The organism is Sphingomonas sp. NIC1, from assembly GCF_001638925.1.
Taxonomy (GTDB): Bacteria; Pseudomonadota; Alphaproteobacteria; order Sphingomonadales; family Sphingomonadaceae; genus Sphingomonas; species Sphingomonas aquatilis.
Map to the genome: position 1 here is coordinate 187,704 of NZ_CP015521.1, position 22,576 is coordinate 210,279.

Annotated in this window: 22 protein-coding genes; 11 read left to right on the forward strand and 11 right to left on the reverse strand. The window is 68.6% G+C overall.

Going from position 1 to position 22,576, the window contains the following annotated elements; translation table 11 throughout:
- Nucleotides 1-1,503 carry an anthranilate synthase component I gene (trpE, locus tag A7E77_RS00995; RefSeq protein WP_063685271.1) on the forward strand — a complete coding sequence of 501 codons (1,503 nt, stop codon included), beginning with the start codon at nt 1-3 and terminating at the stop codon, nt 1,501-1,503.
- A 150-nt stretch (nt 1,504-1,653) separates the two neighbouring features.
- On the opposite strand, the gene A7E77_RS01000 is transcribed toward trpE, so the two are convergent.
- Nucleotides 1,654-2,085 (reverse strand): hypothetical protein, encoded by a 432-nt coding sequence (locus A7E77_RS01000; RefSeq protein ID WP_017979148.1) that lies wholly within the window; start codon nt 2,083-2,085, stop codon nt 1,654-1,656.
- Nucleotides 2,086-2,248: 163 nt separating this feature from the next.
- Here A7E77_RS01000 and A7E77_RS01005 point away from each other — a divergent pair, with 163 nt between their 5' ends.
- From A7E77_RS01005 to lexA, 6 genes are read left to right on the forward strand one after another with little or no spacing between them, the layout of a single operon-like run.
- Nucleotides 2,249-2,833, forward strand: coding sequence for an anthranilate synthase component II (locus tag A7E77_RS01005; protein ID WP_063685273.1), 585 nt, complete (start codon nt 2,249-2,251; stop codon nt 2,831-2,833).
- Nucleotides 2,830-3,825 carry an anthranilate phosphoribosyltransferase gene (gene trpD, locus A7E77_RS01010; RefSeq protein WP_063685274.1) on the forward strand — a complete coding sequence of 332 codons (996 nt, stop codon included), beginning with the start codon at nt 2,830-2,832 and terminating at the stop codon, nt 3,823-3,825. Before A7E77_RS01005 ends, trpD begins: the two co-directional genes overlap by 4 nt.
- Entirely contained in the window at nt 3,822-4,598 is a 777-nt protein-coding gene (trpC, locus tag A7E77_RS01015) for an indole-3-glycerol phosphate synthase TrpC (protein WP_063685276.1), read from the forward strand. Before trpD ends, trpC begins: the two co-directional genes overlap by 4 nt.
- Nucleotides 4,595-5,062, forward strand: a complete 468-nt coding sequence (gene moaC / locus A7E77_RS01020) for a cyclic pyranopterin monophosphate synthase MoaC (protein WP_063685278.1) — start codon at nt 4,595-4,597, stop codon at nt 5,060-5,062. Before trpC ends, moaC begins: the two co-directional genes overlap by 4 nt.
- 4 nt (nt 5,063-5,066) lie before the next feature.
- Nucleotides 5,067-6,248 carry a molybdopterin molybdotransferase MoeA gene (locus A7E77_RS01025; RefSeq protein ID WP_063685280.1) on the forward strand — a complete coding sequence of 394 codons (1,182 nt, stop codon included), beginning with the start codon at nt 5,067-5,069 and terminating at the stop codon, nt 6,246-6,248.
- 58 nt (nt 6,249-6,306) lie between these two features.
- The gene (lexA, locus tag A7E77_RS01030) at nt 6,307-6,999 is read left to right on the forward strand and encodes a transcriptional repressor LexA (RefSeq protein ID WP_063685282.1); all 693 of its coding nucleotides are present in this window, start codon (nt 6,307-6,309) and stop codon (nt 6,997-6,999) included.
- A gap of 271 nt (nt 7,000-7,270) precedes the next feature.
- Here lexA and A7E77_RS01035 read toward each other — a convergent pair whose 3' ends face one another.
- Nucleotides 7,271-9,391: a ComEC/Rec2 family competence protein gene (locus tag A7E77_RS01035; RefSeq protein WP_226341798.1), complete on the reverse strand. Its 2,121-nt coding sequence runs from the start codon at nt 9,389-9,391 to the stop codon at nt 7,271-7,273.
- An 80-nt stretch (nt 9,392-9,471) separates the two neighbouring features.
- Here A7E77_RS01035 and gltX point away from each other — a divergent pair, with 80 nt between their 5' ends.
- Genes gltX through A7E77_RS01050 form a run of 3 tightly spaced genes read left to right on the forward strand, consistent with a single transcriptional unit; the run spans nt 9,472 to nt 12,393 of the window.
- Nucleotides 9,472-10,890, forward strand: coding sequence for a glutamate--tRNA ligase (gene gltX, locus A7E77_RS01040; protein ID WP_063685286.1), 1,419 nt, complete (start codon nt 9,472-9,474; stop codon nt 10,888-10,890).
- A gap of 16 nt (nt 10,891-10,906) precedes the next feature.
- The gene (locus A7E77_RS01045; RefSeq protein ID WP_017979157.1) at nt 10,907-12,190 is read left to right on the forward strand and encodes a citrate synthase; all 1,284 of its coding nucleotides are present in this window, start codon (nt 10,907-10,909) and stop codon (nt 12,188-12,190) included.
- Nucleotides 12,190-12,393 carry a hypothetical protein gene (locus A7E77_RS01050; protein WP_017979158.1) on the forward strand — a complete coding sequence of 68 codons (204 nt, stop codon included), beginning with the start codon at nt 12,190-12,192 and terminating at the stop codon, nt 12,391-12,393. The genes A7E77_RS01045 and A7E77_RS01050 overlap by 1 nt, the downstream gene beginning before the upstream one ends.
- Nucleotides 12,394-12,421: 28 nt before the next feature.
- On the opposite strand, the gene A7E77_RS01055 is transcribed toward A7E77_RS01050, so the two are convergent.
- Genes A7E77_RS01055 through A7E77_RS01070 form a run of 4 tightly spaced genes read right to left on the reverse strand, consistent with a single transcriptional unit; the run spans nt 12,422 to nt 16,422 of the window.
- Nucleotides 12,422-13,768 carry a sensor histidine kinase gene (locus A7E77_RS01055; protein ID WP_063685288.1) on the reverse strand — a complete coding sequence of 449 codons (1,347 nt, stop codon included), beginning with the start codon at nt 13,766-13,768 and terminating at the stop codon, nt 12,422-12,424.
- Nucleotides 13,765-14,865: a hypothetical protein gene (locus A7E77_RS01060; RefSeq protein ID WP_063685290.1), complete on the reverse strand. Its 1,101-nt coding sequence runs from the start codon at nt 14,863-14,865 to the stop codon at nt 13,765-13,767. Before A7E77_RS01060 ends, A7E77_RS01055 begins: the two co-directional genes overlap by 4 nt.
- Before the next feature lie 36 nt (nt 14,866-14,901).
- Nucleotides 14,902-16,083 (reverse strand): hypothetical protein, encoded by a 1,182-nt coding sequence (locus tag A7E77_RS01065; RefSeq protein ID WP_063685292.1) that lies wholly within the window; start codon nt 16,081-16,083, stop codon nt 14,902-14,904.
- A gap of 48 nt (nt 16,084-16,131) precedes the next feature.
- Nucleotides 16,132-16,422, reverse strand: a complete 291-nt coding sequence (locus A7E77_RS01070) for an Hpt domain-containing protein (protein ID WP_017979162.1) — start codon at nt 16,420-16,422, stop codon at nt 16,132-16,134.
- 100 nt (nt 16,423-16,522) lie between these two features.
- Between A7E77_RS01070 and A7E77_RS01075 the strand changes: the two genes are divergently transcribed.
- A complete protein-coding gene (locus A7E77_RS01075) occupies nt 16,523-18,835 on the forward strand; it encodes a hypothetical protein (RefSeq protein WP_063685294.1) in 2,313 nt (770 codons plus the stop codon).
- A 4-nt stretch (nt 18,836-18,839) separates the two neighbouring features.
- Here the strand turns inward: A7E77_RS01075 and A7E77_RS17840 are convergent, their stop codons facing one another.
- The 5 genes from A7E77_RS17840 to A7E77_RS01095 all read right to left on the reverse strand — a co-directional run bounded on the left by A7E77_RS17840 (nt 18,840) and on the right by A7E77_RS01095 (nt 22,570).
- Nucleotides 18,840-18,992, reverse strand: a complete 153-nt coding sequence (locus tag A7E77_RS17840; RefSeq protein ID WP_017979164.1) for a hypothetical protein — start codon at nt 18,990-18,992, stop codon at nt 18,840-18,842.
- 111 nt (nt 18,993-19,103) lie between these two features.
- Nucleotides 19,104-19,388: a DUF1467 family protein gene (locus A7E77_RS01080; RefSeq protein WP_017979165.1), complete on the reverse strand. Its 285-nt coding sequence runs from the start codon at nt 19,386-19,388 to the stop codon at nt 19,104-19,106.
- A gap of 4 nt (nt 19,389-19,392) precedes the next feature.
- Nucleotides 19,393-21,045 (reverse strand): ribonuclease J, encoded by a 1,653-nt coding sequence (locus A7E77_RS01085; protein WP_063685296.1) that lies wholly within the window; start codon nt 21,043-21,045, stop codon nt 19,393-19,395.
- A 57-nt stretch (nt 21,046-21,102) separates the two neighbouring features.
- Entirely contained in the window at nt 21,103-21,897 is a 795-nt protein-coding gene (locus A7E77_RS01090; RefSeq protein ID WP_063685298.1) for a type III pantothenate kinase, read from the reverse strand.
- A 10-nt stretch (nt 21,898-21,907) separates the two neighbouring features.
- A complete protein-coding gene (locus A7E77_RS01095) occupies nt 21,908-22,570 on the reverse strand; it encodes a biotin--[acetyl-CoA-carboxylase] ligase (protein WP_063685300.1) in 663 nt (220 codons plus the stop codon).
- Between the last annotated feature and the right edge of the window lie 6 nt (nt 22,571-22,576).

Below are 22,576 nucleotides of genomic sequence, written 5' to 3' on the forward strand. Positions count from 1 at the left end.
ATGAGCGCCAGCGCCGCGGCGATCGCGACCCTCGCCGCCGGGCGCCCGGCGTTCGTCTGGCGGCGGCAGGTCGCCGACACCGAAACGCCGGTCGCCGCCGCGCTCAAGCTAATCGAGCCGGGCCGGGGCGACTTCCTGCTCGAATCGGTCGAAGGCGGCGCGACGCGCGGGCGGCACAGCCTGATCGGCCTCGCGCCCGATCTCGTCTTCCGTGCGTATGGCGACACCGCCGAGATCAACCGCCACTGGGCTACGGATCGCGCCGCATTCCAGCCGACCGGGACGCCGACGCTCGCCGCGCTGCGCGCGCTGGTCGCGGAATGCCAGGGTGAGGTCCCTGCGGACTTGCCGCGCGCGCTCGCCTGCCTCGTCGGCTATTTCGGCTATGAGACGATCGGCCTCGTCGAGCGGCTCGACGCCCCGGCCGCCGATCCGCTCGGTCTGCCCGACATGCTGTTCGTCCGGCCGACGGTGATCTGCGTGTTCGATCGCCTCGCCGATGCGCTCTATCTGGTCGCCCCGGTATGGCCCGATGCCACGCGCACGCCGGAGAAGTTGGTCGCCGCGGCGGAAGATCGGCTGGACGACGTCGCTGCCCGCCTTGCGCATACCCCGCTGCCGGCGCCCGTCACCGCGGACCCCGAAGAGCCCGCCTATACGCCCGCCATCGCGCCGCAGGACTATGCGACGATGGTCACCCGCGCGCAGGACTATATCGCCGCGGGCGACATCTTTCAGGTGGTGCTGGCGCAGCGCTTCTCCGCGCCCTTCGCGCTGCCGCCGTTCGAACTGTACCGCAGCCTGCGTCGCATCAACCCCTCGCCCTTCCTCTATCACCTCGATCTGCCCGGCTTTGCGCTGATCGGGTCGAGCCCCGAAATCCTCGTCCGGGTGCGCGACGGTCAGGTGACGATCCGCCCGATCGCCGGCACCCGCCCGCGCGGCAAGACCGCGGCGGAGGACGAAGCGAATCGCGAAAGCCTACTCGCCGATCCGAAGGAACGCGCCGAGCATCTGATGCTGCTCGATCTCGGCCGCAACGATGTCGGCCGAGCGGCGGCGCCCGGCACGGTGCGCGTCACGTCGAGCTACGGCATCGAATTGTACAGCCACGTCATGCACATCGTCTCGAATGTGGTGGGCGACCTGTCCCCCGCCGCCGACGCGATCGACGCCCTTTTCGCCGGCTTCCCCGCCGGCACGGTCAGCGGCGCCCCGAAAGTGCGCGCCTGCCAGATCATCGCCGAACTCGAGCCCGAACGGCGCGGCGCCTATGCCGGCGGCGTCGGCTATTTCTCGCCGGACGGATCGATGGATTCGTGCATCGTCCTCCGCACCGCGATCGTGAAGGACGGCACGATCCACGCACAGGCCGGCGCCGGCATCGTCGCCGACAGCGTGCCCGCGTACGAACAGCGCGAGTGCGAAGCGAAGGCTGGAGCGATCCTCGCGGCCGCCCGCGACGCCGTGGCGCGCGCGGCGGCTGGGCGGTTCGGGCAGTAGGCCCTAGGCTCTGCGCTCCGACGAAACTTCAGCCAATCCGTCATCCCAGCGAAGGCCGGGATTCCTCGGTTGGCGTGCGCGCATCAAGAGCCGCAAGAGACCCCAGCCTCCGCTGGGGTGACGAACGAAACTAGGAACGCAGTCCCAGCCTCAAGGAATCTGCGCCTGCGCATCACGCTGCGCGCGCCGCTCGGCCGCCCACTGCCGGTTCTGCATCAGCGCACAGCCGCTCTGCCCACCGGTGCCGACGGGCGAACACGTGTCCGGCAACCCGGCCGCGGCGCGACCGATCTGGTCTTGCACCGCCACCTTGTTCGACCATGCCTGGTTCTGCGCGGGGATCGGCCCGCTGTCGCGGAACTGCTTCGGGATGCGATAGGGCTGGTCGAGCGTCGAACACACGACGATCTCGGTCGAGGTGCTCTGCGGGCACTTCTGTCCCACGCCCAGCGTCACGCTGCGCACCCGCTGCGGCGGCGATCCCGCCTCCGCCGTCCCGTCCGTCCCGGTGGCGGGGGTGGTCTGCGCGGAGGCAACCGCCGGCAGGGCAATGAGGGCGGCGAGCAGCAACGGGCGGATCATGACGGGCACTCCTTCAGGTCGTTCAACGTGCAGCCGCCGCCATGGCTCCCGCCGGCGTGGCATGGTTTCTCGGGTCTAACCGAACCGACATTGCTACAGGATTGCCGCGACGCAAGAGGGTGCGACAGGTTGCACGCCCGCGCTCTTCGGCTATGGCGGCGCGATGATCCTCGTCGTCGACAATTACGACAGCTTCACCTGGAACCTCGTCCACTACCTCATGGAGCTGGGCAGCGAGGTCGAGGTGGTGCGCAACGACGCCATTTCGGCGGGGCAGGCGCTGTCATCGGGCGCCAGCGCCTTCCTCATCTCGCCCGGCCCCTGCACCCCGACGGAAGCGGGCGTCAGCCTCGATCTCGTCGCCGCGGCCGCGGATGCGGGGCGACCGCTGCTCGGCGTGTGCCTGGGCCATCAGGCGATCGGCCAGCATTTCGGTGGCAAGGTCGAACGCGGCGGGCTGATGCACGGCAAGACCTCCCCGGTCGACCATGACGGCACCGGCCTGTTCGAAGGGCTGCCCTCGCCCTTCATGGCGACGCGCTATCACAGTCTGATCGTCAACGACGTGGCGTCGCCCCTGGTCGTCAACGCGCGCACCCGGGATGGCATCGTCATGGGCTTCCGCCACGAACGCCTGCCGATCCACGGCGTGCAGTTCCACCCCGAAAGCATCGCGACCGAACACGGCCATGCCATGCTCGCCAACTTCCTGACGATCGCCGGCATTCCGGTGCGCGAGCGCCCGTGACCAGCGTCGTCCTGCTTCCCGATCCATCGTCGCCGCTGTCGCGCGAAAGCGCGGCGCAGGCGTTTGCCGATATCCTCGACGCGCGCGTCTCGGCAGAGGCGATCGGCGACTTTCTGCTGGCTCTGTCCGATCGCGGCGAAACCAGCATCGAAATCGCCGAGGCCGCGCGCGCGCTGCGTGCCCGCCTGATCCCGATCGCCGCCCCCGATGGCGCGATCGACGTCTGCGGTACGGGCGGTGACGGGCATCATACGCTCAACGTCTCGACCGCCGTCGCGCTCGTCGTCGCGGCCTGCGGCGTACCGGTCGCCAAGCACGGCAACCGCGCCGCCTCCTCGAAAGCCGGCGCCGCCGATACGCTGGAGGCGCTCGGCCTCGACATGGAGATCGCCGGCGCGACCGCGGAGGCGAGCCTCGCCGATATCGGCATCGCCTTCCTGTTCGCCGCCAACCATCACCCGGCGATGGCGCGGATCACGCCGATCCGCCGCCGCATCGGCAAGCGTACGATCTTCAACCTGATGGGTCCCCTCGCCAATCCGGCGCGCGTGTCGCACCAGCTGATCGGCATCGCCCGCCCCGATTACGCCGGCCTCTATGCCGAGGCGCTGGAACAGCTCGGCACCGCGCGCGCCGCGGTGATTTCGGGCGAAGAGGGCCTGGACGAACTCTCCACCGCCGGCCCCAGCCTCGCGGTGAATGTCGGTAGCGCGGCGCTGCCATCGCGCATCACGCCGGAAGACGCCGGCCTGCCCCGCCACCCGCTCGCCGCCATCCGCGGCGGCGATCCGGCCTATAATGCCGCCGCGCTGCGCCGCCTGCTCGATGGAGAGGCGGGCGCGTATCGCGACGCCGTGCTGCTCAACGCGGCGGCGGCGCTTGTCGTCGCCGACCACGCACCCAATCTCACTGCGGGCGCACAGGCCGCCGCCGAAGCGCTCGACGCCGGCCGCGCTGCCGCGCTCCTCGACCGCTGGATCGCCTACCGATGACCATTTTGTCCCGCATTATCGAAACCAAGCGTGCAGAGGTTGCCGCGCGCAAGGCGACGATCAGCCTCGCCGATCTGGACGCGCGCATCGCCGCGGTGACGAAGCCGCGCGGCTTCCGCGCCGCGCTCGACGCCAGATCCGGCCATGCGCTCATTGCCGAAATCAAAAAGGCCAGCCCGTCCAAGGGGCTGATCCGTGCCGATTTCGATCCGCCCGCCCATGCGCGCGCCTATCAGGCGGGTGGCGCGGCCTGCCTGTCGGTGCTCACCGATGAACAATGGTTCCAGGGCAGCGACGACTATCTGATCGCCGCGCGCGCCGCCTGCGACCTGCCCGTGATCCGCAAGGATTTCATGGTCGATCCCTGGCAGGCGACCGAAAGCCGCTCGATCGGCGCCGATGCCATCCTCATCATCGTTGCCGCGCTGGACGACAAACAGATGGCGGAGATCGAGGCCTCGGCGCTCGATTGCGGCATGGACGTGCTGGTCGAGGTACATGACGAATCCGAACTGGACCGCGCGCTCCGCCTCAAGTCGCGGCTGATCGGCGTCAACAACCGCAATCTGCACGACTTCTCCGTCGACTTCGCCCGCACCTACGAGCTGGTCGGCAAGGCGCCCAAGGGCTGCACCTTCGTTGCGGAAAGCGGCCTCGAAACCCGCGCCGACCTCGATGCGATGGCGGCGCATGGCGTGCGCTGCTTCCTGATCGGCGAAGCGCTGATGCGTGCCGACGACGTCGAGGCCGCGACGCGGGCATTGGTCGGGTGAGCCGCCTCACCCATCTCGACGCCGACGGCGCCGCGCATATGGTCGATGTGGGCGACAAGGCGGTGACGCAGCGCCGCGCAGTCGCCACCGGTCGCATCGCGATCGCCCCCGACGCCCTGGCCGCGATCCGCGATGGCGCCGCGAAGAAGGGGGACGTGCTCGCCGTTGCCCGCGTCGCCGGGATCATGGCGGCGAAGAAGACCGCGGACCTCATCCCGCTCTGCCACCCCTTGCCCCTCACCCGCGTCACGCTCGACCTGACGCTGGACGATGCCGGCATCACCGCGACTGCGCTCACCGCCACCGACGGCAAGACCGGCGTCGAGATGGAGGCGCTGACCGCCGTGTCGGTCGCGCTGCTCACCATCTACGACATGGCGAAGGCGATGGACCGCGCGATGACGATCTCGGACATCCGCCTGCTCGAAAAGGCCGGCGGCGCGTCGGGCGACTGGCGCGCCTGACGCCATGGCGCTGCTCCCGATCGACGAAGCCCAGGCGCGGCTGTTCGCGCACGCCCCGCCAGTCGGGACCGAAACCGTGCCGCTCGCCGCCGCCGCCGGCCGCTGGGCGGCGGACGACATCGCCGCCCGCCGCACCCAGCCCGCCGCCGACCTGTCGGCGATGGACGGCTATGCGATCCGCTTCGCCGATCTGCCCGGACCCTGGACGCTGATCGGCGAAAGCGCCGCCGGTCGCCCCTTTACCGGCACCGTCGGGCCGGGCGAAACGGTACGCATCTTCACCGGCGCGGCCATGCCCGCCGGCGCCGACACGGTGATGGTGCAGGAAGAGGTGGGCGCGGACGGCACCACGATCCACCTGACTGGCGAAGGCCCGGCAACGCTCGGCCGCAACACCCGCCGCCGCGGCCTCGACTTTCACGCTTGGGATCGCCTGATCGCGCGGGGCGAGCGGCTGACGCCCGCGCGCATCGCCGTCGCCGCGACCGGCGGCATCGGCACGATCGCGGTCCACCGCCGAGTGCGCGTCGCCATCTGCGCGACGGGCGACGAACTGGTCGATCCGGGCACCGGCGGCGACCCTAGCGCGCTGCCCGAATCGAACCGCGCAATGCTGGCGGCGATGCTCGCCGACCTGCCGATCGAGCTGATCGACCTCGGCATCCTGCCCGATGACCTCGATCGCCTGCGCGACGCGTTCGGACGCGTCGACGCCGATCTGCTCGTCACCACCGGCGGCGCGTCCGTCGGCGACCACGATCTCGTGCGGCCGGCACTGGAGGCGGCGGGCGGCGTCATCGATTTCTGGCGGATCGCACTGCGGCCGGGCAAGCCGATGATGGCGGGACGGCGTGGCGCGATGCAGGTGCTGGGCCTGCCGGGCAACCCGGTATCCGCCTTCGTTACCGCCCTACTCTTCGTCAAACCATTGATCGCGCACCTGTCCGGCGCTGCGAACCCGCTGCCGCGCAGCACGATGGCGATCCTGGGCGAAGATTTGCCGGCCAACGGCCCGCGCACCGATTATTTGCGCGCCGAACTGCGCGACGGCCGCGCCTTTGCCTCGACCATTCAGGACAGTTCGATGCTGCTAACGCTGGCGCGCTCGCATTGCCTGATCGTGCGGCCGGTCGGTGCCCCCGTCGCGCGCGCGGGCGACTCGGCGGAAATCCTCGTCATCGCTTGACGCCCCACGAATTGTTCCCTAGAAGTTCCGCGTCTGTTCTGACGGGGAAGGACCGCTTATGCTCACGCGCAAGCAGCACGAGCTTGTATGCTTCATCAACGACCGGCTCGAGGAGACGGGCATCTCGCCGTCGTTCGAGGAGATGAAGGACGCGCTCGACCTAAAGTCCAAGTCCGGCGTCCACCGCCTGATCAGCGCGCTCGAGGAACGCAACTTCATCCGCCGCCTGCCCAACCGCGCGCGTGCGCTGGAAGTGCTGCGCATGCCGGAACGCTCCGAACGCAAGGCGCCGGAAACGCCCGCTCCCGCTGCGCCGCCGAGCCCGCCGGCTACGGGCAACGTGCGTCCCGCCCCCCCGCCCGCGAACGACGTCGTCGAAATCCCGCTGCACGGCCGGATCGCAGCCGGCGTGCCGATCGAGGCGTTCGAAGGCAGTTCGATGCTCGCCGTCCCCGCGGCCTTGCTCGGCACCGGCGAACATTATGCGCTGGAAGTGTCCGGCGATTCGATGGTCGAAGCCGGCATTCTCGACGGCGACTATGCGCTGATCCGCCGCACCGACATCGCCCGCGATGGCGAGATCGTCGTTGCGTTGATCGAGGATAGCGAGGCGACGCTCAAATATTTCCGTCGCGAAGGCGCGATGATCCGTCTCGATCCCGCCAACCGCGCCTATGAGCCGCAGCGCTACGTTCCCTCGCACGTCCGCGTGCAGGGCAAGTTGTCGGGTATCCTGCGCCGCTACGACTGACACGATCCCGGCGTGGTGGCGCGCCGCAACATACGATCGTCCGTGAGACTTTTGTGACTTTCCAAACGGCGCCTTCAGCCTTCCGTCGAGGGTAGGGCATCTCGGCTTCCCGCTCATTGGGTGGCTGAAAGTCCTTTAATATCAGATGTTCAGACAGGGGCATCATTGCGAGCGTAGCGAAGCAATGAAGGATCGACCCGAACTCCATGCCGCTACGGGAAGCAGCGCCCCGTCGCAAAGGCTCAGACCGAGACCAGCGCGCAGACTGGGGTCATCGCGGAGGCATGGCCGTCGGGATATCGTCCGGCCGAGGCGGGGCGACCTTGGCTCCCACCAGCCACGGATGCCGATCCCCTGGCTGCGTCACGGTCCGCACACACCCGCTCGCCAGGGTCAGCATGACGCCGCCGGTCCGCCGCAGCACGGGCGCGTCTAGCCGCAGCCAGCGCGGCCGGCACGCCCGCGGCAGCCGCCGGTCGCTCACCACGACGTCCGCCCTCCCGCAGGCCGCGACCACATCCCGCCATGCCAATTGGTAGCCGCTGCGGGTGGCCAGGACGCGGAACGACTGCCCTCCCCCGTCCCGCAGGACCGCCACGCACGCATCGCGGCTGCACCGCGCCTCCGGCAGATCGTCGAGCAGCCAAGGCTCGCCATCGGTCCCGCCATTTTCGGCAAGCATCGCCCGCGTATAGTCCCCGGCGCGATCGCGCAGCAGCGCCAGCCGACCGCCCACCCGAATCGCCATATGCCGCCCGTCCCCCGTCACCAGCAGATCGGGCGGCGGGGTCGACGCCGCCCAGACGGCACCGGCGACGATCGGCAGCACGCCGACCAAGCGTACGGGCGTACTCCACAGCGCCAGCCACAGCCCACCGGCGATCATCGACAGAAACGCCCCCAGCGGCATCGACGGCACCGCCAGCGACGCGCCCGGCGCATCCGCCACCACATGCGCCAGCCACAGCAGCCCGCGCAGCGCCCCATCGGTCAACCACCACACAGGCCCGCCCAGCCCGACCGTGTCCAGCACCAACGCGCCCGCCTCCAGCGGCATGACGACGAACGTCGTCAGCGGGATGGCGACGATATTGGCGGCAGCCCCGTACAGGCCCGCCTTGTGAAAGTGATAGACCGCGATCGGCATCAGCGCCGCCTCCACCACCACGCCCGTCAGCAACAGCGACCCGAGCCCGCGTACCAGACGGCGTGCGCGCGCTTCCTCCCGCGGCTCGAACCACCCGCGCACCCTTGGATGCTCGTGCAGCGCAACGATCGCCACGATCGCGGCGAACGACAGCTGGAAGCTCGGCCCGACCAGCGCTTCTGGCCGCACCGCCAGCACGACCATCGCGCCCGCCGCAACCAGCCGCAGCGTCATCGCCTCCCGCCCCATCGCCAGCGCCGCCAGCACCAGCAGCGCGGCGACGCACGATCGGATCGTGGGAACCTGGGATCCGGTGAGCAACGTATAGCCGATGGCGGCCAACGCCCCCATCCCAGCAGCGACCAACGGCAACCGGACGCGAATGGCGAGCCACGGCCACAGCGCGAGTAGTCGCAACGTCACGAACATCGTCGCCGCCACCGCCGCGGTGATGTGCAGCCCGCTGACCGACAGCAGATGCGCCAGCCCCGCCCGCCGCATCGCCTCCGCATCGGGCTCGCTGATCGCCCCCTCGTCTCCGGTCGCCAGCGCCGCCGCGATGCCGCCCCGGCTCCCCTCCAGCCGATCGGTGATATGTGCCGTCAGGCGTCGCCGCAGGCTGCCCTCCGGCATGCCGGGCGACACCAGCTCCACCGGCGCGAACCCTCGACCGGTCGCGCCGATCCCGGCGAACCACGCGGCCCGCGCAAAGTCATATGCGCCCGGCACCGAAGCCGCCGCCGGCGGCATCAACCGCGCGCGCAGCCGGATCCGCGCGCCCTCGCCCAGCCCCTTCGGCACATCGTCGGTCGCCAGGTTGACCCGCACCCGCGGTGGCAATCCCAACCCCGGATCGCTCTCGATCGTCAGCCGCACCAGATCGCGCGCGACGAGGGCCTCCATTCCGACCACTCGGCCGGTCACGACGGCGACGACCGGCCGCGCCAGCACCGGGGCCGCGACCTGCTCCGCGCGCCACCACGCTGTCGCCACGCCCGCCGCCATCAGAACAGCGCCGACAGCGACGCTATGCGCCGCCCGCCCGCCCCGGCCGATCGCCGCGGCAGCGCAGGCGATGGCGAGTGCCGCCAGCATCGCCGCGATCCACTGGTTGGGGTCGAGCAACAGGAACCAGCCGCCGGCGCCCGCCCCGAACGCCACCGGCACCCATAAAGCAATCCGATCGCGCTCCGCGTGCAACCACGCTTCCACACGATCGCGCAACCGATGCCACCCCTGGGGCATTTGAAGGCGCACGGAGCGCGTGCTAGAGGCCGCGGCGGCTGGACTGGCCATCAGGTTTCAAACTTTGGGAGCAAGCGCGGTTGGGCGCAACAGTTGAAAATCGTTCGGGCGACGGCGCGGGAATAGTCACGCGATTCGCCCCCTCGCCCACCGGCTATCTGCACCTCGGCGGCGCGCGCACCGCGCTGTTCAATTGGCTGTACGCCCGTCACCATGGCGGCACGTTCCTGCTGCGGATCGAGGATACCGATCGTGCCCGCTCGACGCAGCCGGCGATCGATGCGATCCTCGCCGGGCTGCAATGGCTGGGCATCGACTGGGACGGCGACGCCGTCTTCCAGTTCGCGCGCGCCGATCGCCATGCCGAGGTCGCGCATCAGATGGTGGCGAACGGCCATGCCTATCGCTGCTACATGACGCAGGACGAGATCGCCGCGCAGCGCGAAGCGGCGCAGGCGGCAAAGCAGCCGCTGCGCATCCGCTCGCCCTGGCGCGACGCCGATCCCGCGACCGCGCCGGACGGCCAGCCCTTCGTCGTGCGCCTCAAGGCGCCGCGTGACGGCGCGACGACGATCGACGACCAGGTGCAGGGGTCGGTGACGGTTCAGAACAGCGAGCTCGACGACCTCATCCTCCTGCGCTCGGACGGCACGCCGACCTATATGCTCGCGGTGGTGGTCGACGATCACGACATGGGCGTGACGCATGTGATCCGCGGCGACGATCACCTCAACAACGCCTTCCGCCAGCTACCGATCTACAAGGCGAATGGCTGGCCGGAGCCGGTCTATGCGCATATCCCGCTGATCCACGGCACCGACGGCGCCAAACTGTCGAAGCGCCACGGCGCAGTGGGGATCGAGGCGTATCGCGACGAGCTCGGCATCCTGCCCGAAGCCTTCGACAACTACCTGCTCCGCCTCGGCTGGGGCCATGGCGACGACGAGATTATCAGCCGCGAACAGGCGACCGAATGGTTCGACCTCGATGCGGTCGGCAAGAGCCCGTCGCGCTTCGATCTGAAGAAGCTCGAAAACCTCAACGGCCATTATATCCGTGCCGCCGACGATGCGCGGCTGGCAGGGTTGGTCGCGGGGATCGGCGGCTATACCGACGTCGATCTGCTCACGCGCGCGATGCCGGTGCTGAAGGCGCGCGCCGCCAATCTCAACGAACTGAGCGACGGCGCCGCTTTCCTGTTTGCGGTCCGGCCACTCGCGATGGATCAGGCAGCTTCGGACCTGCTGACCGCCGACGCCCGTGCGCTCCTCGCTGCGCTGCACGCCGCGCTTGACGCGGTGCAGCAGTGGGATCAGGAGACAATCGAAGCAGCGGTACGGCAGGTGGCGGACAGCACGGGCGTGAAGCTCGGACAGGTCGCCCAGCCGCTCCGCGCCGCTCTCACCGGGCGCAAGACCTCGCCCGGCATTTTCGACGTGCTCGCGTTGCTCGGCAAAGAGGAAAGCCTCGGCCGCATCGCGGACCAGATGCAAGTCTGATAGGAAGGACAACCAGATGACCGAAGCCGCAAAGGTATCCGTGAACGGCAAGGATTTCGACTACCCGGTCATGTCCGGCACTGTCGGACCGGACGTCGTCGACATCCGCAAGTTCTACGCGCAGACCGGGGACTTCACCTACGATCCGGGGTTCACCTCGACGGCGTCGTGCCAGTCGAAGCTGACCTATATCGACGGCGACGAAGGCGTCTTGCTGCATCGCGGCTATCCGATCGGCGAACTCGCCGAACAGTCGAGCTTCATGGAAGTCGCCTATCTGCTGCTGAACGGCGAGCTGCCCTCGGCGGATGAGCTGACGGGCTTCACCAACACGATCACGCGCCACACCATGGTGCATGAGCAGCTGGCCGCGTTCTTCCGTGGCTTCCGCCGCGATGCGCACCCGATGGCGATCATGTGCGGCGTCGTCGGTGCGTTGTCGGCCTTCTACCACGATTCGACCGACATCCACGATCCGGTGCAGCGCACCATCGCCTCGCACCGCCTGATCGCCAAGATCCCGACGATCGCGGCGATGGCGTACAAGTACAGCGTGGGCCAGCCCTTCCTGTACCCGGACAATTCGCTGTCCTACACCGGCAACTTCCTACGCATGACCTTCGGCGTTCCGGCCGAGCCGTATGAAGTGAACCCGGCCGTCGAAAAGGCGATGGACCGCATCTTCATCCTGCACGCCGATCACGAGCAGAACGCCTCGACCTCGACCGTTCGTCTGGCGGGTTCGTCGGGCGCAAACCCGTTCGCGTGCATCGCGGCGGGCATCGCCTGCCTCTGGGGTCCGGCGCATGGCGGCGCGAACGAAGCTGCGCTCAACATGCTGCGCGAGATCGGCACGCCCGAGCGTATCCCCGAATTCATCGCGCGCGCCAAGGACAAGAACGATCCGTTCCGCCTGATGGGCTTCGGTCACCGGGTCTATAAGAACTACGATCCGCGCGCGACGGTGATGCAGAAGACCGTGCGTGAGGTCTTCGACGCACTGAAGGTCAACGATCCGCTGTTCGACACCGCGCTGCGGCTGGAAGAGCTCGCGCTGTCGGACGATTACTTCATCGAGAAGAAGCTGTTCCCGAACGTCGACTTCTATTCGGGCGTCATCCTGTCGGCGATCGGCTTCCCGACCGAGATGTTCACCGTGCTGTTCGCGCTCGCCCGCACCGTCGGCTGGGTCGCGCAGTGGAACGAGATGATCACCGATCCCGACCAGAAGATCGGCCGTCCGCGTCAGCTGTACACCGGCCCGACGCAGCGGTCGTACGTTCCGGTCGAGCAGCGCTGATGCGCCGCGCCCGGCCGGTCCTCATCTCGATCGGCGTCATGCTGACGCTGGTCGGGTTACTGTGGGTCGGCCAGGGCCTCGGCTACGTCCATTGGCCGCAGGAGAGCTTCATGCTCGACCAGCGGCCATGGGCGGACCGTGGTGCCGCGCTCGCAGTCGGCGGATTGCTCTTGATCCTGGTCGCACGCCGCATCCGACGCTGACGCCCTGCAGAACGCTTAGGGGCCCCGCTCAGACCGGGAGGCTGAGCGTGAACCGCGCGCCCTCACCGGGCGCACTTTCTACCGTGAGATCGCCGCCCATCGCCCGCGCCAGACGCCGTGCGATATAGAGGCCCAGGCCATTGCCGCCCGCCTCGGTCGGATCGACGCGTTCGAACTTCTCGAAAATGCGCGCCTGATCCTCAATCGCGATGCCCTTGCCCTGATCGGCGACCACCGCCTCTGCCATGCTACCGGTGCGCAGCGCGGTGACGCTCACTACGCCACCCTCCGGCGAGTAGCGCACGGCATTGCCGACGAGATTGACCATGATCTGCAACGCACGGCGAAAATCGCCCTGCGCCGGCATACGCAGTTCGGGCAGCGGCCGCGCGATCGCGACGCCCGCGTTGCTGGCGCGGACGGAGAGCAGCCCCGCCGCGCGGCGCGCGACGTCGGCGAGATCGATCGAATCGGTTTCCAGCGCAAAATCGGGCCGCTCGATCGCCTGCAGATCCACCAGATCGTCGACCAGTCCGAGCAGATGCCGCCCGGCATTGGCGATGTCCGACGCATAATCGGCATAGTCGCGCTGCACCGGCCCCTCGGCCTCGGCATGGATCGTGTCGGCGTGCGCGATGATCCGGGCAAGCGGCGTGCGCAGCGCCTTGTCGAGCCCTTCGGTAAAGGCCGGCGCGATCGGCGACGGGGCGGCAGGTGCTGGCGCCTCTTCCTCAGCCCGCGCGATGCCGGACAGACCGGCAAATTGCCCCGAGGGGTCACGGCGCACCTGCGCGGTCAGCAGGACGCGGACGTCGCCGCCGCGCACACGCGCACGCTGGCGCTCGAGCGGCCGCTGACGCGCCACCGCCTCGAGGATCGGGAGCGCACCGTCGCCATCGGAGTCGAGCGTGAACAACGCGGTCAGCGGCTGCCCGAGCAGCGACAGGGCGTCGAACCCCAGCCGCCGCGCCGCATCGATCGGCACGAACGTCAGCCGAAGCCCGCCATCCGTATCCCAAGCGAGATCGTCCGATTCGACCAATCGGGCCGAGGGTGCTGCGACGACCGGCCGCGCCCGTATCTCACGCCAGCCACTAACGGCCATGCGTACCCCATCGCCATCCGGTTGGGCACGTACCCACAGGTCGAGGTCGGTATCACCATCGGCGACCACGACGCCGCGCGACACGAGAATGCCGAGCCGCCGCGCGAGACGCGCCACCGTCGCCAGTTGTGGCACTGCGAGTGCGGCACCCATCGTGCCGCCGGCTGCTTCGTTGAGCGCAAGCAGAGCCGGGTCGGCCGCGACTAGCCGTCCGTCGCCATCGATCATCGCATGGCTGACGGGAACGTCGGGAATACCGTCCAGCCTCATCGTCCAGCCTCTCGCGCCAAAGCATCGATCGCGAGACGCAAGTCATGGTGCAGCGTCAGCGGAGCCAGCGCCGATCGCGCAGCCTCGACTGGAACGGCGGCAATGGCGTCGAGTTCCTCGGCAAAGATATCGATGTCGCGCCGTGGATCGGCGTCGGCGAGTGCCAGCGCGATCCGCGCGATAGTCGGGCGATCGAGCGCCGCCGCCCGCAGCGCCAGCCAAAGCCGGTCGCCCTCAGGCTCCAGCACGATTGCGCGCGCGCCGGTGAAGTCGAGATCGACGGCGCGGCCGAGGATTGCGATAAACAGGATCAGGCGGCGATCACCAAGGGCTTCGACCAGCAGGTCGCCGAGTTCGTGCGCCCGCGCATCGATCGCACTCGCCAAGCGGACCGCCAATGCTTCGACCCGCTGGCCCTCGTCATGCGCGGCAAGGCTGCGCTGCGCTGCCTCGACGATCGCACGATCGACGGCGGCATCCTCGCCCGATACCGCGATGCGACCTTCGCGAATCGAGGCCGCGACCCACCAAACCAGCTGATGATGCCGCTCAGCGGGCAGCAGGCCGGCCATCGCGCCGCCCTGCTCCACCGCGGCGCGGCGGCGAGCCTCCGCGGTCATCGACGCCCTTGCCGCGGCGGCGACGACGCCGTCGTCGACCTCCGCCAGGCGGACGAGCAGGCTCGGCTGATCGGGCGCACCCGCCTGCGACGGCAGAGCGGCAGCGATTCGGTCGCATCGCACCTGCGCGATCAGTTCGTCCATCAGACCGCGATCGCGCAGCAGGCCCGCACGCGACAGGCGTCGCACCACGTCCTCATGCCCTTTCAGCAGCTGTTCGGCCTGCGTATCGGCGCCCTGCCCTGCGAGCACGCGGGCCGCGTGACGGCGGATGTCCGTCTCGACGCCCTGCACCACCGCGGCAAGCATACGCCCCAGCGCCACGCGCGTCCGCTCATCCAGCCGCGAATCCTCGGCCACGAAGAAATCGTCGATCGCACCGGTCAGGCGTGCGTCGGCGCGCGCCGCGAGACGGGTCGCAGCGCCGATGCGCGTGGCGAGCGCATCCCGCTCCGCCTGATCCGTTCCGACCGCCATGATGTGGTTGCCTACGCTTCCATCATTAAGACAGCGTTATGCAAGGGTCCGCAATCGCTCGATTCCAGCGGCCAATGTTGCGGCGGCGTAGGTCGCTGCAAACCCCAGTCCCAGAATGGGCGACGACAGGAGCGCCCCGATCCAGACAAGCAGCAGATACGCCGGTGGACTGCCCCACCACATGGCGCGCGGCGCCGGCCCCAGCGCACGCTCGCCAAGGCCCGCAAGCACGACACCGGCGATCGCCAGCATCTGCTCGCTGCCATCGACGGATAATTGGGTCGCATCATGGCCATAGGCCAACACCGCCAGGGCCGGCAGGATCGCGGCGGCCCGAGCCAGCCATGTCGCGCTGCCCGATTCGTCTCGCAGATCGGCGAGGATCGCACCGAGCGACAGGCCCAGCGTGCCTACCAAGGCCAACAGCAACCCCGACACATCGTGCCCGAACGCGGTCAGCGTCGTACCGAGCAGCCCCAAAACGCCGCCGGCGGCTGCCACGGCGGCGACGGGCACCGTCCGCGGCACCAGCAACGGAATGACCGACCGGGCGAGCGGGGCAGTCACATAGCGTTCGAACCACCCACTACGCGACGACACCATCGCCGCCATCGCGCGCCGGCTTCGCGCGTCGAGCGCCTGCGCGGAATGACCGACGCCATGGCTTGCGCGGACCGCCTCTTGCGGCAGCAGGATATGTGTTGCCCGGGCCTGCGACGCGAGGCGGACAAGGGTCGAAGGCACGTCATAGTCGCGTGGCATCGCCGCCAGCTCGGCTAGGCGACGCGATTCCAGCCGGGCAACCCCGGCCCAGACCATGCCACCGCCCAGCCGCTCATAGCCCGGCCCCACCTGATCCTCCGGCACGACAAGCAGCGCATCGCCGCCTTCCCGTGCCAGTACGGCGAGCGTATCGCCGGTCGTGGTCAGCCCATCGGCCAGCATCAGCACGCGGGCCAGCGGGTGCAAGGTCTCTGCCGCCTCGGCGGCGGTCCGCACCGTGTCGACCGCGATGCCACGTTTACCTATCCGATTGATCGCACCCAGCAATTCAGGCGTCAGCCGGGCAACGACGATGATGATCTGCGATGCGCCAGCGGCGATCAGCAGCCGCGCCTGATATTCGATCAGCGTCACGCCACCGAATGGCAGCGTCGCGGTCAGCATATTGGGCCGATCGTCCGCGTCGTGCATGGCGAAGAGAAGGCCGGCGAGCATCTGGCGCTGTTAAGGGGTCATCTTCCCCCTGCCTAGGGCGGATTGCGGCTAAAGGCGCATCACCGATCGACGTAGCTTGCCGAGGATAGCCGTATCGCGCGCACCGTCGGCCGCCTGTGCGGCGAGGGCCATCAGCCGGACTGCCCCGAAGCTCGCCGCCAGCCCCTTCAATCGCGAGGCCGCGTCACGCCATTGGTCGCGGGTCGTCGCCGCGTCCATCGCCGCCAGCGCCCGTTCGGCGCTTTCGGTAAAGGCCAGCCGCAATTCGGCGATCAACCCGGGTTCGTCACCCACTGCGGCGGCCAGCGCCGCGTCGATCGCTCCGGGATCATACGCCATGAGAGGCCGCTTAGCGCACCACCACTTAATCAAGTGTTGCAGTTTCGCTTTATGACGGTGCCGAACATGGTTAAGCCCGGCGGACACGAACGGGGGTTCCATGATTATCGACATGCGGGCGGAAGCCGCAGCCACCGACGATGCCCTGGGCCGGTACGAGCTGGAACCGCCTACGCCCGAATCGATGGGTGGCCACGGCGACTATCACGGCGGCGAACCGCTCGCCTGGACCGAGGCGGTCGAGGTCGAGGTCGAGCCGCGCCGCGCGACGTGGCTGGCGCCGACGCTGGCGATCACCGCCTCCGTCGCCTGGATCGGCGGCATGCTCTGGCTCGCCCGTGACCAGCTTCCGTTCCTGCTGCCCGTCCCCCTCGCCCAATATATCGCCGCGCTGGCGGTGATCCCCGCCCTCATCGGCATCGTCTATCTGCTCGCCATGCGCACCAGCCGGCGCGAGGCGACCCGATTCCGCAGCACCGCCCAGGCGATGCGTGCCGAGGCCGCCAGTCTGGAACGGACGGTCGCGGCCGTCTCCCGATCGCTCGACGCCAACCGCCGCCAGCTCGCCGACCAGGTCACCACGCTGATGGCGATGGGCGATGGCGCCAACGAACGGCTGGCGGCCGTCGGACGCGGCATGGCGCTGGAGATCGGCCAGGCCGATGCGCACGCCCGCGCGCTGTCCGAAGCCGTAGCCGAGGCGCAGACGCACCTCGGCGTCCTCCTCGCCTCGCTGCCGCGTGCGCAGGCCGAGGTGGCGGAGGCCGGCCGGCTGCTCGACGACACCGGCCTGGCCGCCGGCGAACATGCCGCGGCGTTGGAGGCGAAGCTCGCCGCGCTGGCTGATCGGGGCCGGGAGGCGGACCTCGTTGCCGGCGGCGCCGCGCAGAAGCTCGCCGCGCATATTGCCCGTATGGAGGCGACCAGCGAAACCGCGGGCGCGCGGCTCGAATCGGTCACGGGCGACATGTCCGACGCGGTCGACGCGCTGCTCGGCCGCACGGCCGATGCCGTGGACGAGGCGCGCAAGGGCATCGCCGCGCAGGGCGAGGCGATGCTGGCGATGCTGCGCGCCAACCAGGCTGCGCTCGACACCGCCGCGCGCCAGAGCGCAGACGCTCTGGGCGAACGGATCGCTGCCGTCGAAGACGTCATCGACCGCGTGACGCTGCGCCTGCACGACCAGCGCGGGGCCAGCGAATCGCTGCTCGCCGGGCTCGACGCCGGGATCGAGCGGGTCGAGGCGCGGCTGGATACGTTGCACGCACAGGGAGTCGACCGCTCGCAGTTGCTCGCGGCGTCGATCAGCGCGCTGGGTGGCTCGGCGGATGCGATGACCGAAGCGTTGCGCACCGGCGAAGCGATGGCGACGCGAACCATCGGCACCACCGAATCGCTGCTCATCGCGCTCGACGCCGCGGCGCGCGAGATCGACGAGACGCTGCCCGAAGCGCTCGCGCGACTCGATTCGCGCATCGCCTCCAGCAAGCAGGTCGTCGTCGCCGCGAAGCCGGAGCTGCTCGCGCTCGTGACCGCTGCTGAAAGCACGCATGATGCGATCGAGGCGATCGCGGGCGTCATCGCCGAACAGACGACGACGCTCGATCGCCTGTCGGGCACCCTGCTCCAGACGCTCAACGACGGCCGCGCCAAGGCCGACGCGCTCGGCATGATGGTCGACGAAACGATCGATCGCACGCATCGCTTCGCCGAAGAGGCAGCCCCGCGGCTCGTCGACGCGCTGCTCCGCGTCCGCGACACCGCGTCCGTCGCGGCGGACAAGGCGCGCGAGACGCTGGCGAGCGTCATTCCCGATGCGGCCAGCCAGATGGAGGAAGCGAGCGCCGAGGCGATGCGCCGCGCCACCGGCGACACGGTCGAACGGCAGGTGCGGGCGATCGCCGATGCGACGGGGCATGCCGTCGACGCCGCCACCCGCGCGACCGAACGGCTATCCGCGCAGGTTCAGCAGATCCTCGATCAGACGGCGCTGGTCGAGACGCGGCTCGAGGATGCCCGCACCGAGCGCGAAGAGGCGGAGCGCGATACATTCGCTCGCCGCGCCTCGCTGCTGATCGAATCGCTCAATTCGGCAGCGATCGACATCACGAAGGCATTTGCGCCCGAAGTGTCCGACAGCGCCTGGGCCGCCTATCTGAAGGGCGATCGCGGGGTCTTCACCCGCCGTGCGGTGCGCGTGCTGGAACCGGGTGACGCCCGCGATATCGCACGGCTGTACGACGACGACGCCCGGTTCCGGGAGTCGGTCAATCGCTACATCCACGATTTCGAGGGGATGCTCCGGACGATCCTTGCACAGCGGGACGGCTCGCCGCTCAGCGTGACCTTGCTGTCGTCGGACATGGGCAAACTGTACGTCGCACTCGCGCAGGCGATCGAACGGCTGCGCTAGGGCGTCAGTTCGGGTGTTGCTCGCGGACCTTCGGGTCGCGTAGCAGATCGTCGATCGCGGCGGCGATGCGCGCTGCGACCAGCGGCCGCCCTTCTTCATCCATCAGGTGGAGCGCGCGTTCGAGCAAATCGAGCGCTTGGCCGTGCCTGTCGTACACCGATCGGGCCTTTCGTCAGTCACCACCCTCTGTGGCGGCGGCAAAAGCCTATCAGGCAACGACTTGCGCGAACCTGACACGAACATGACAATCAAGTCAGGCCGATCGCGCCTAGCTGCGATTGTAGACGGCCTCGCGATCGAACAGGTCGAGCATCTGCGGCGTGACCCAGCCGAATTCGTAATTGGCAATGAACAGGCCGAACAGGATCGTCGCCACGATGGTTACGCGGACCGCGAGACGGCCGAGGCGAAATTCGTGCGGCGCACTTTCCGCCTGACCCGCGACGTGCTCACCCCCCACTTCATGGGTCGTGCGCACGCCCCAGGGCAATACGAGGAACACCGAGAACGCCCAGAACAGGACGTAGATCGCAAGCATCGACGTCCAGCGCATGGGATCAGGCCTCGATGATCAGCACATCGACGATCGGCTTCTTGCCCGTCCAGCGGGTCGCGATGCGCCGCACCGCGAGCCGGACGTCCTCGCGGCGTCGATCGAGTTCGCGCCGCTGGCCCTTCAACGCTTCGGCAGCGGCCTCGGCGGCATCTTCGATAAAAGCCGCGCGATCCTCTTCGACCGGCACGCCCTGAACGCGCACCTGCGGCCGGCCGAGCAGCCGCCCATCCTTGCCGATCGCGACCGCAACCGAAATCTGGCCGTTGATCGCCAGCTTGCGGCGTTCGTTGATCGTCGATCCATCCGCGGGCAGGATCACGTCACCGTCGAGCACCAGGCGGCCGACACCGGCATTGCCAATCTTCTCGGGCTTGCCGGGCAGCAGCCGAATGACGTCGCCATCGCTCTGCACGATCGACTGCGGCACGCCCTCGCTCAGCGCGAAGCGGGCATGCTCCATCATGTGACGCATCTCGCCATGGACCGGCACCAACGTCTGCGGACGAATCCACTTGTACATCTGTGCCAGTTCCGGCCGACCGGGGTGGCCCGAGACGTGGACGTGCGCCTGGCGCTCGGTGATCATCACCACGCCTTTGGACGCCAGCGTGTTCTGGATCTTGCCGATCGCGACTTCGTTGCCGGGAATCTGCTTCGACGAGAAGATCACCGTGTCGCCCAGGTCGAGCTTAATCGTGTGCGAGCCATCGGCGACCCGTGCCAGCGCCGCGCGAGGCTCACCCTGGCCGCCCGTGGCGACGATCAGCACCTTGTTCTTCGGCAGCCGCATCGCGGTGTCGGGATCCACCGTCTCAGGGAAATCGGTCAGATAGCCCGTCGCCTGCGCGACCTTCAGTATCCGGTCGAGCGAGCGGCCAGTGACGCACAGCTTACGCCCCGTCTCCCGCGCGACCTGCCCCAAAGTGTGGAGGCGTGCCGCATTGGACGCGAAGGTGGTGACAAGCACCCGCCCCTTCGCGCGCGCGATCTGCTCCGCCAGGCCGCGACGCACCGATGCTTCGGAACCGGATGCTTCCGCGTTGAAGACGTTGGTCGAATCACAGACCAGCACGTCGACGCCGGCATCGCCGATCTGGGTCAGCCGTTCGGGGCTGGTCGGCTTTCCGATCACCGGCGTGGGATCGAGCTTCCAATCGCCGGTGTGGAACACGCGGCCCGCCTTGGTTTCGATCACCAGCGCGTTGGGTTCGGGGATCGAGTGCGACAGCTCGATGAAGCTGACGCCGAAGGGGCCGATCTGCGCGCCCGCGACGCCGCTCTTGCCCGGCTGGATCACGCGCAGCTTGACGCGATGGGCGTTGCCCTCTTCCTCCAGCTTGCCGCGGATCAGGCCGGCCGTGAACGGCGTCGCATACAGCGGCACACCCAAGTCTTCTGCGAGATAGGGCAGTGCGCCGATGTGGTCTTCATGCCCGTGCGTCAGGACGATACCGACGAGATCGTTCAGGCGATCCTCGATGAAGGACAGGTCGGGCAGGACGATATCGATGCCGGGATATGCGGCATCGGCGAAGGTCACGCCCAGGTCGACCATCAGCCACTTGCCGGCGTGGCCATAGAGATTGACGTTCATGCCGATCTCGCCCGAGCCGCCCAGGGCGCAGAAGAGAAGTTCGTTGGTTTTGGGAGTCATTGATGTCTTTCGTGAATTGCGTAGCGCCCGCAGGCCGGTGAATGGCGCGAGCGCGTCTCAGCCGATATGGGCGTTTTGGTACATGATCGCCAGCCCCTGGATGGTCAGGTCCGGCTCGATGACGTCGAAGACGTCGGTATGTTGTTCGAACAAGGTTGCGAGACCGCCGGTGGCGATCACCTTGGCGGGGCGGCCGATCTCCGCCTTCATGCGTGCGACCAGTCCCTCGATCATTGCGATATACCCGAAATACACGCCGATCGTCATCTGATCGACGGTATTGCGGCCGATGACGCTGCCGTTCGCCGGCGCTTCGATCGCGATGCGCGGCAGTTTGGCCGCGGCGCTGACCAGCGCATCCAGCGACAGGTTGATACCCGGCGCGATGATGCCGCCCTTATAGGCGCCGCTATAGTCGCTGACGTCGAAGGTCGTCGCGGTGCCGAAATCGATGACGATCAGGTCACCTGGATGCAGCGCATGTGCCGCGATGGTGTTGACCGCGCGGTCCGCGCCCAAATTCTGCGGCTCGTCGACATCCAGCGCGATCCCCCATTCCACCGGCGCCCGGCCGGCGATCAGCGCTTCCGACCCGAAATACTTGCTGCTGAGTACCTGCAAATTGTGGAGGGCGCGGGGTACGACGGTCGCGATGATGACGCCGTCGATCTGCGACCGGTCATAGCCTTCCAGCGCAAGCAGCTGGCTCAGCCATACGGCATATTCGTCCGCGGTCCGCCGCGGATCGGTGGCGATGCGCCAGCGCGCCTTGATCGTGCGGCCACCGGCCTCGCTCATGTCCACCAGCGCAAACACGACATTGGTGTTGCCGGCATCGACGGCGAGCAGCATCCTCACTCCTTCACAGCAGAAAAACGTCGCCGGCATGAATGACATGCCGGGCACCCGACGCCAAGCGCAGGATCAGCGCGCCGTCGGCATCCAAGCCGTCGAACAGGCCGTCGACCGCGCTTCCATCGGGCAGACGGGCGGTGAGCGGCGTGCCGAGCGGATGCGCCGCCGCAAGCCATGCCGAGCGAATGGCTGCGATCCCCTCGCCACGCCAGCGCGCAAGCCATCGCGCGAACGCTTCGGAGAGCACTTCGGCAAAGGTCGCCGGATCGACGCTGACGCCATGCGCGGCAAGGCTCGTCGTCGGGCGATCGGAGAGGTCGGGATGATGCGCCAGATTGACGCCGATGCCGATGACCACCGCATCGCCGCTCCGCTCCAGCAGAATGCCTGATAGCTTCGCACCAGCGATGACGACGTCGTTCGGCCATTTGAGCCAAGCCGTTCCGGATGGCGTAAGAAAAACGCCCAAGGCATCGTGGAGAGCAACGGCAGCCGTCAGCGCCAGCGTCGCGGGCGGTGGATCGCTGGCCCGGAGACGGACCAGCGTCGATCCCGAGAAATTACCCGGCGGAGCGCTCCATGCCCGTCCCAGCCGGCCGCGCCCCGCCGTCTGCCGCTCTGCGCGGAGCCACAGCCCCTCCTCCGCCCCCTGCGCGGCGAGGAGGAGCATATCGGC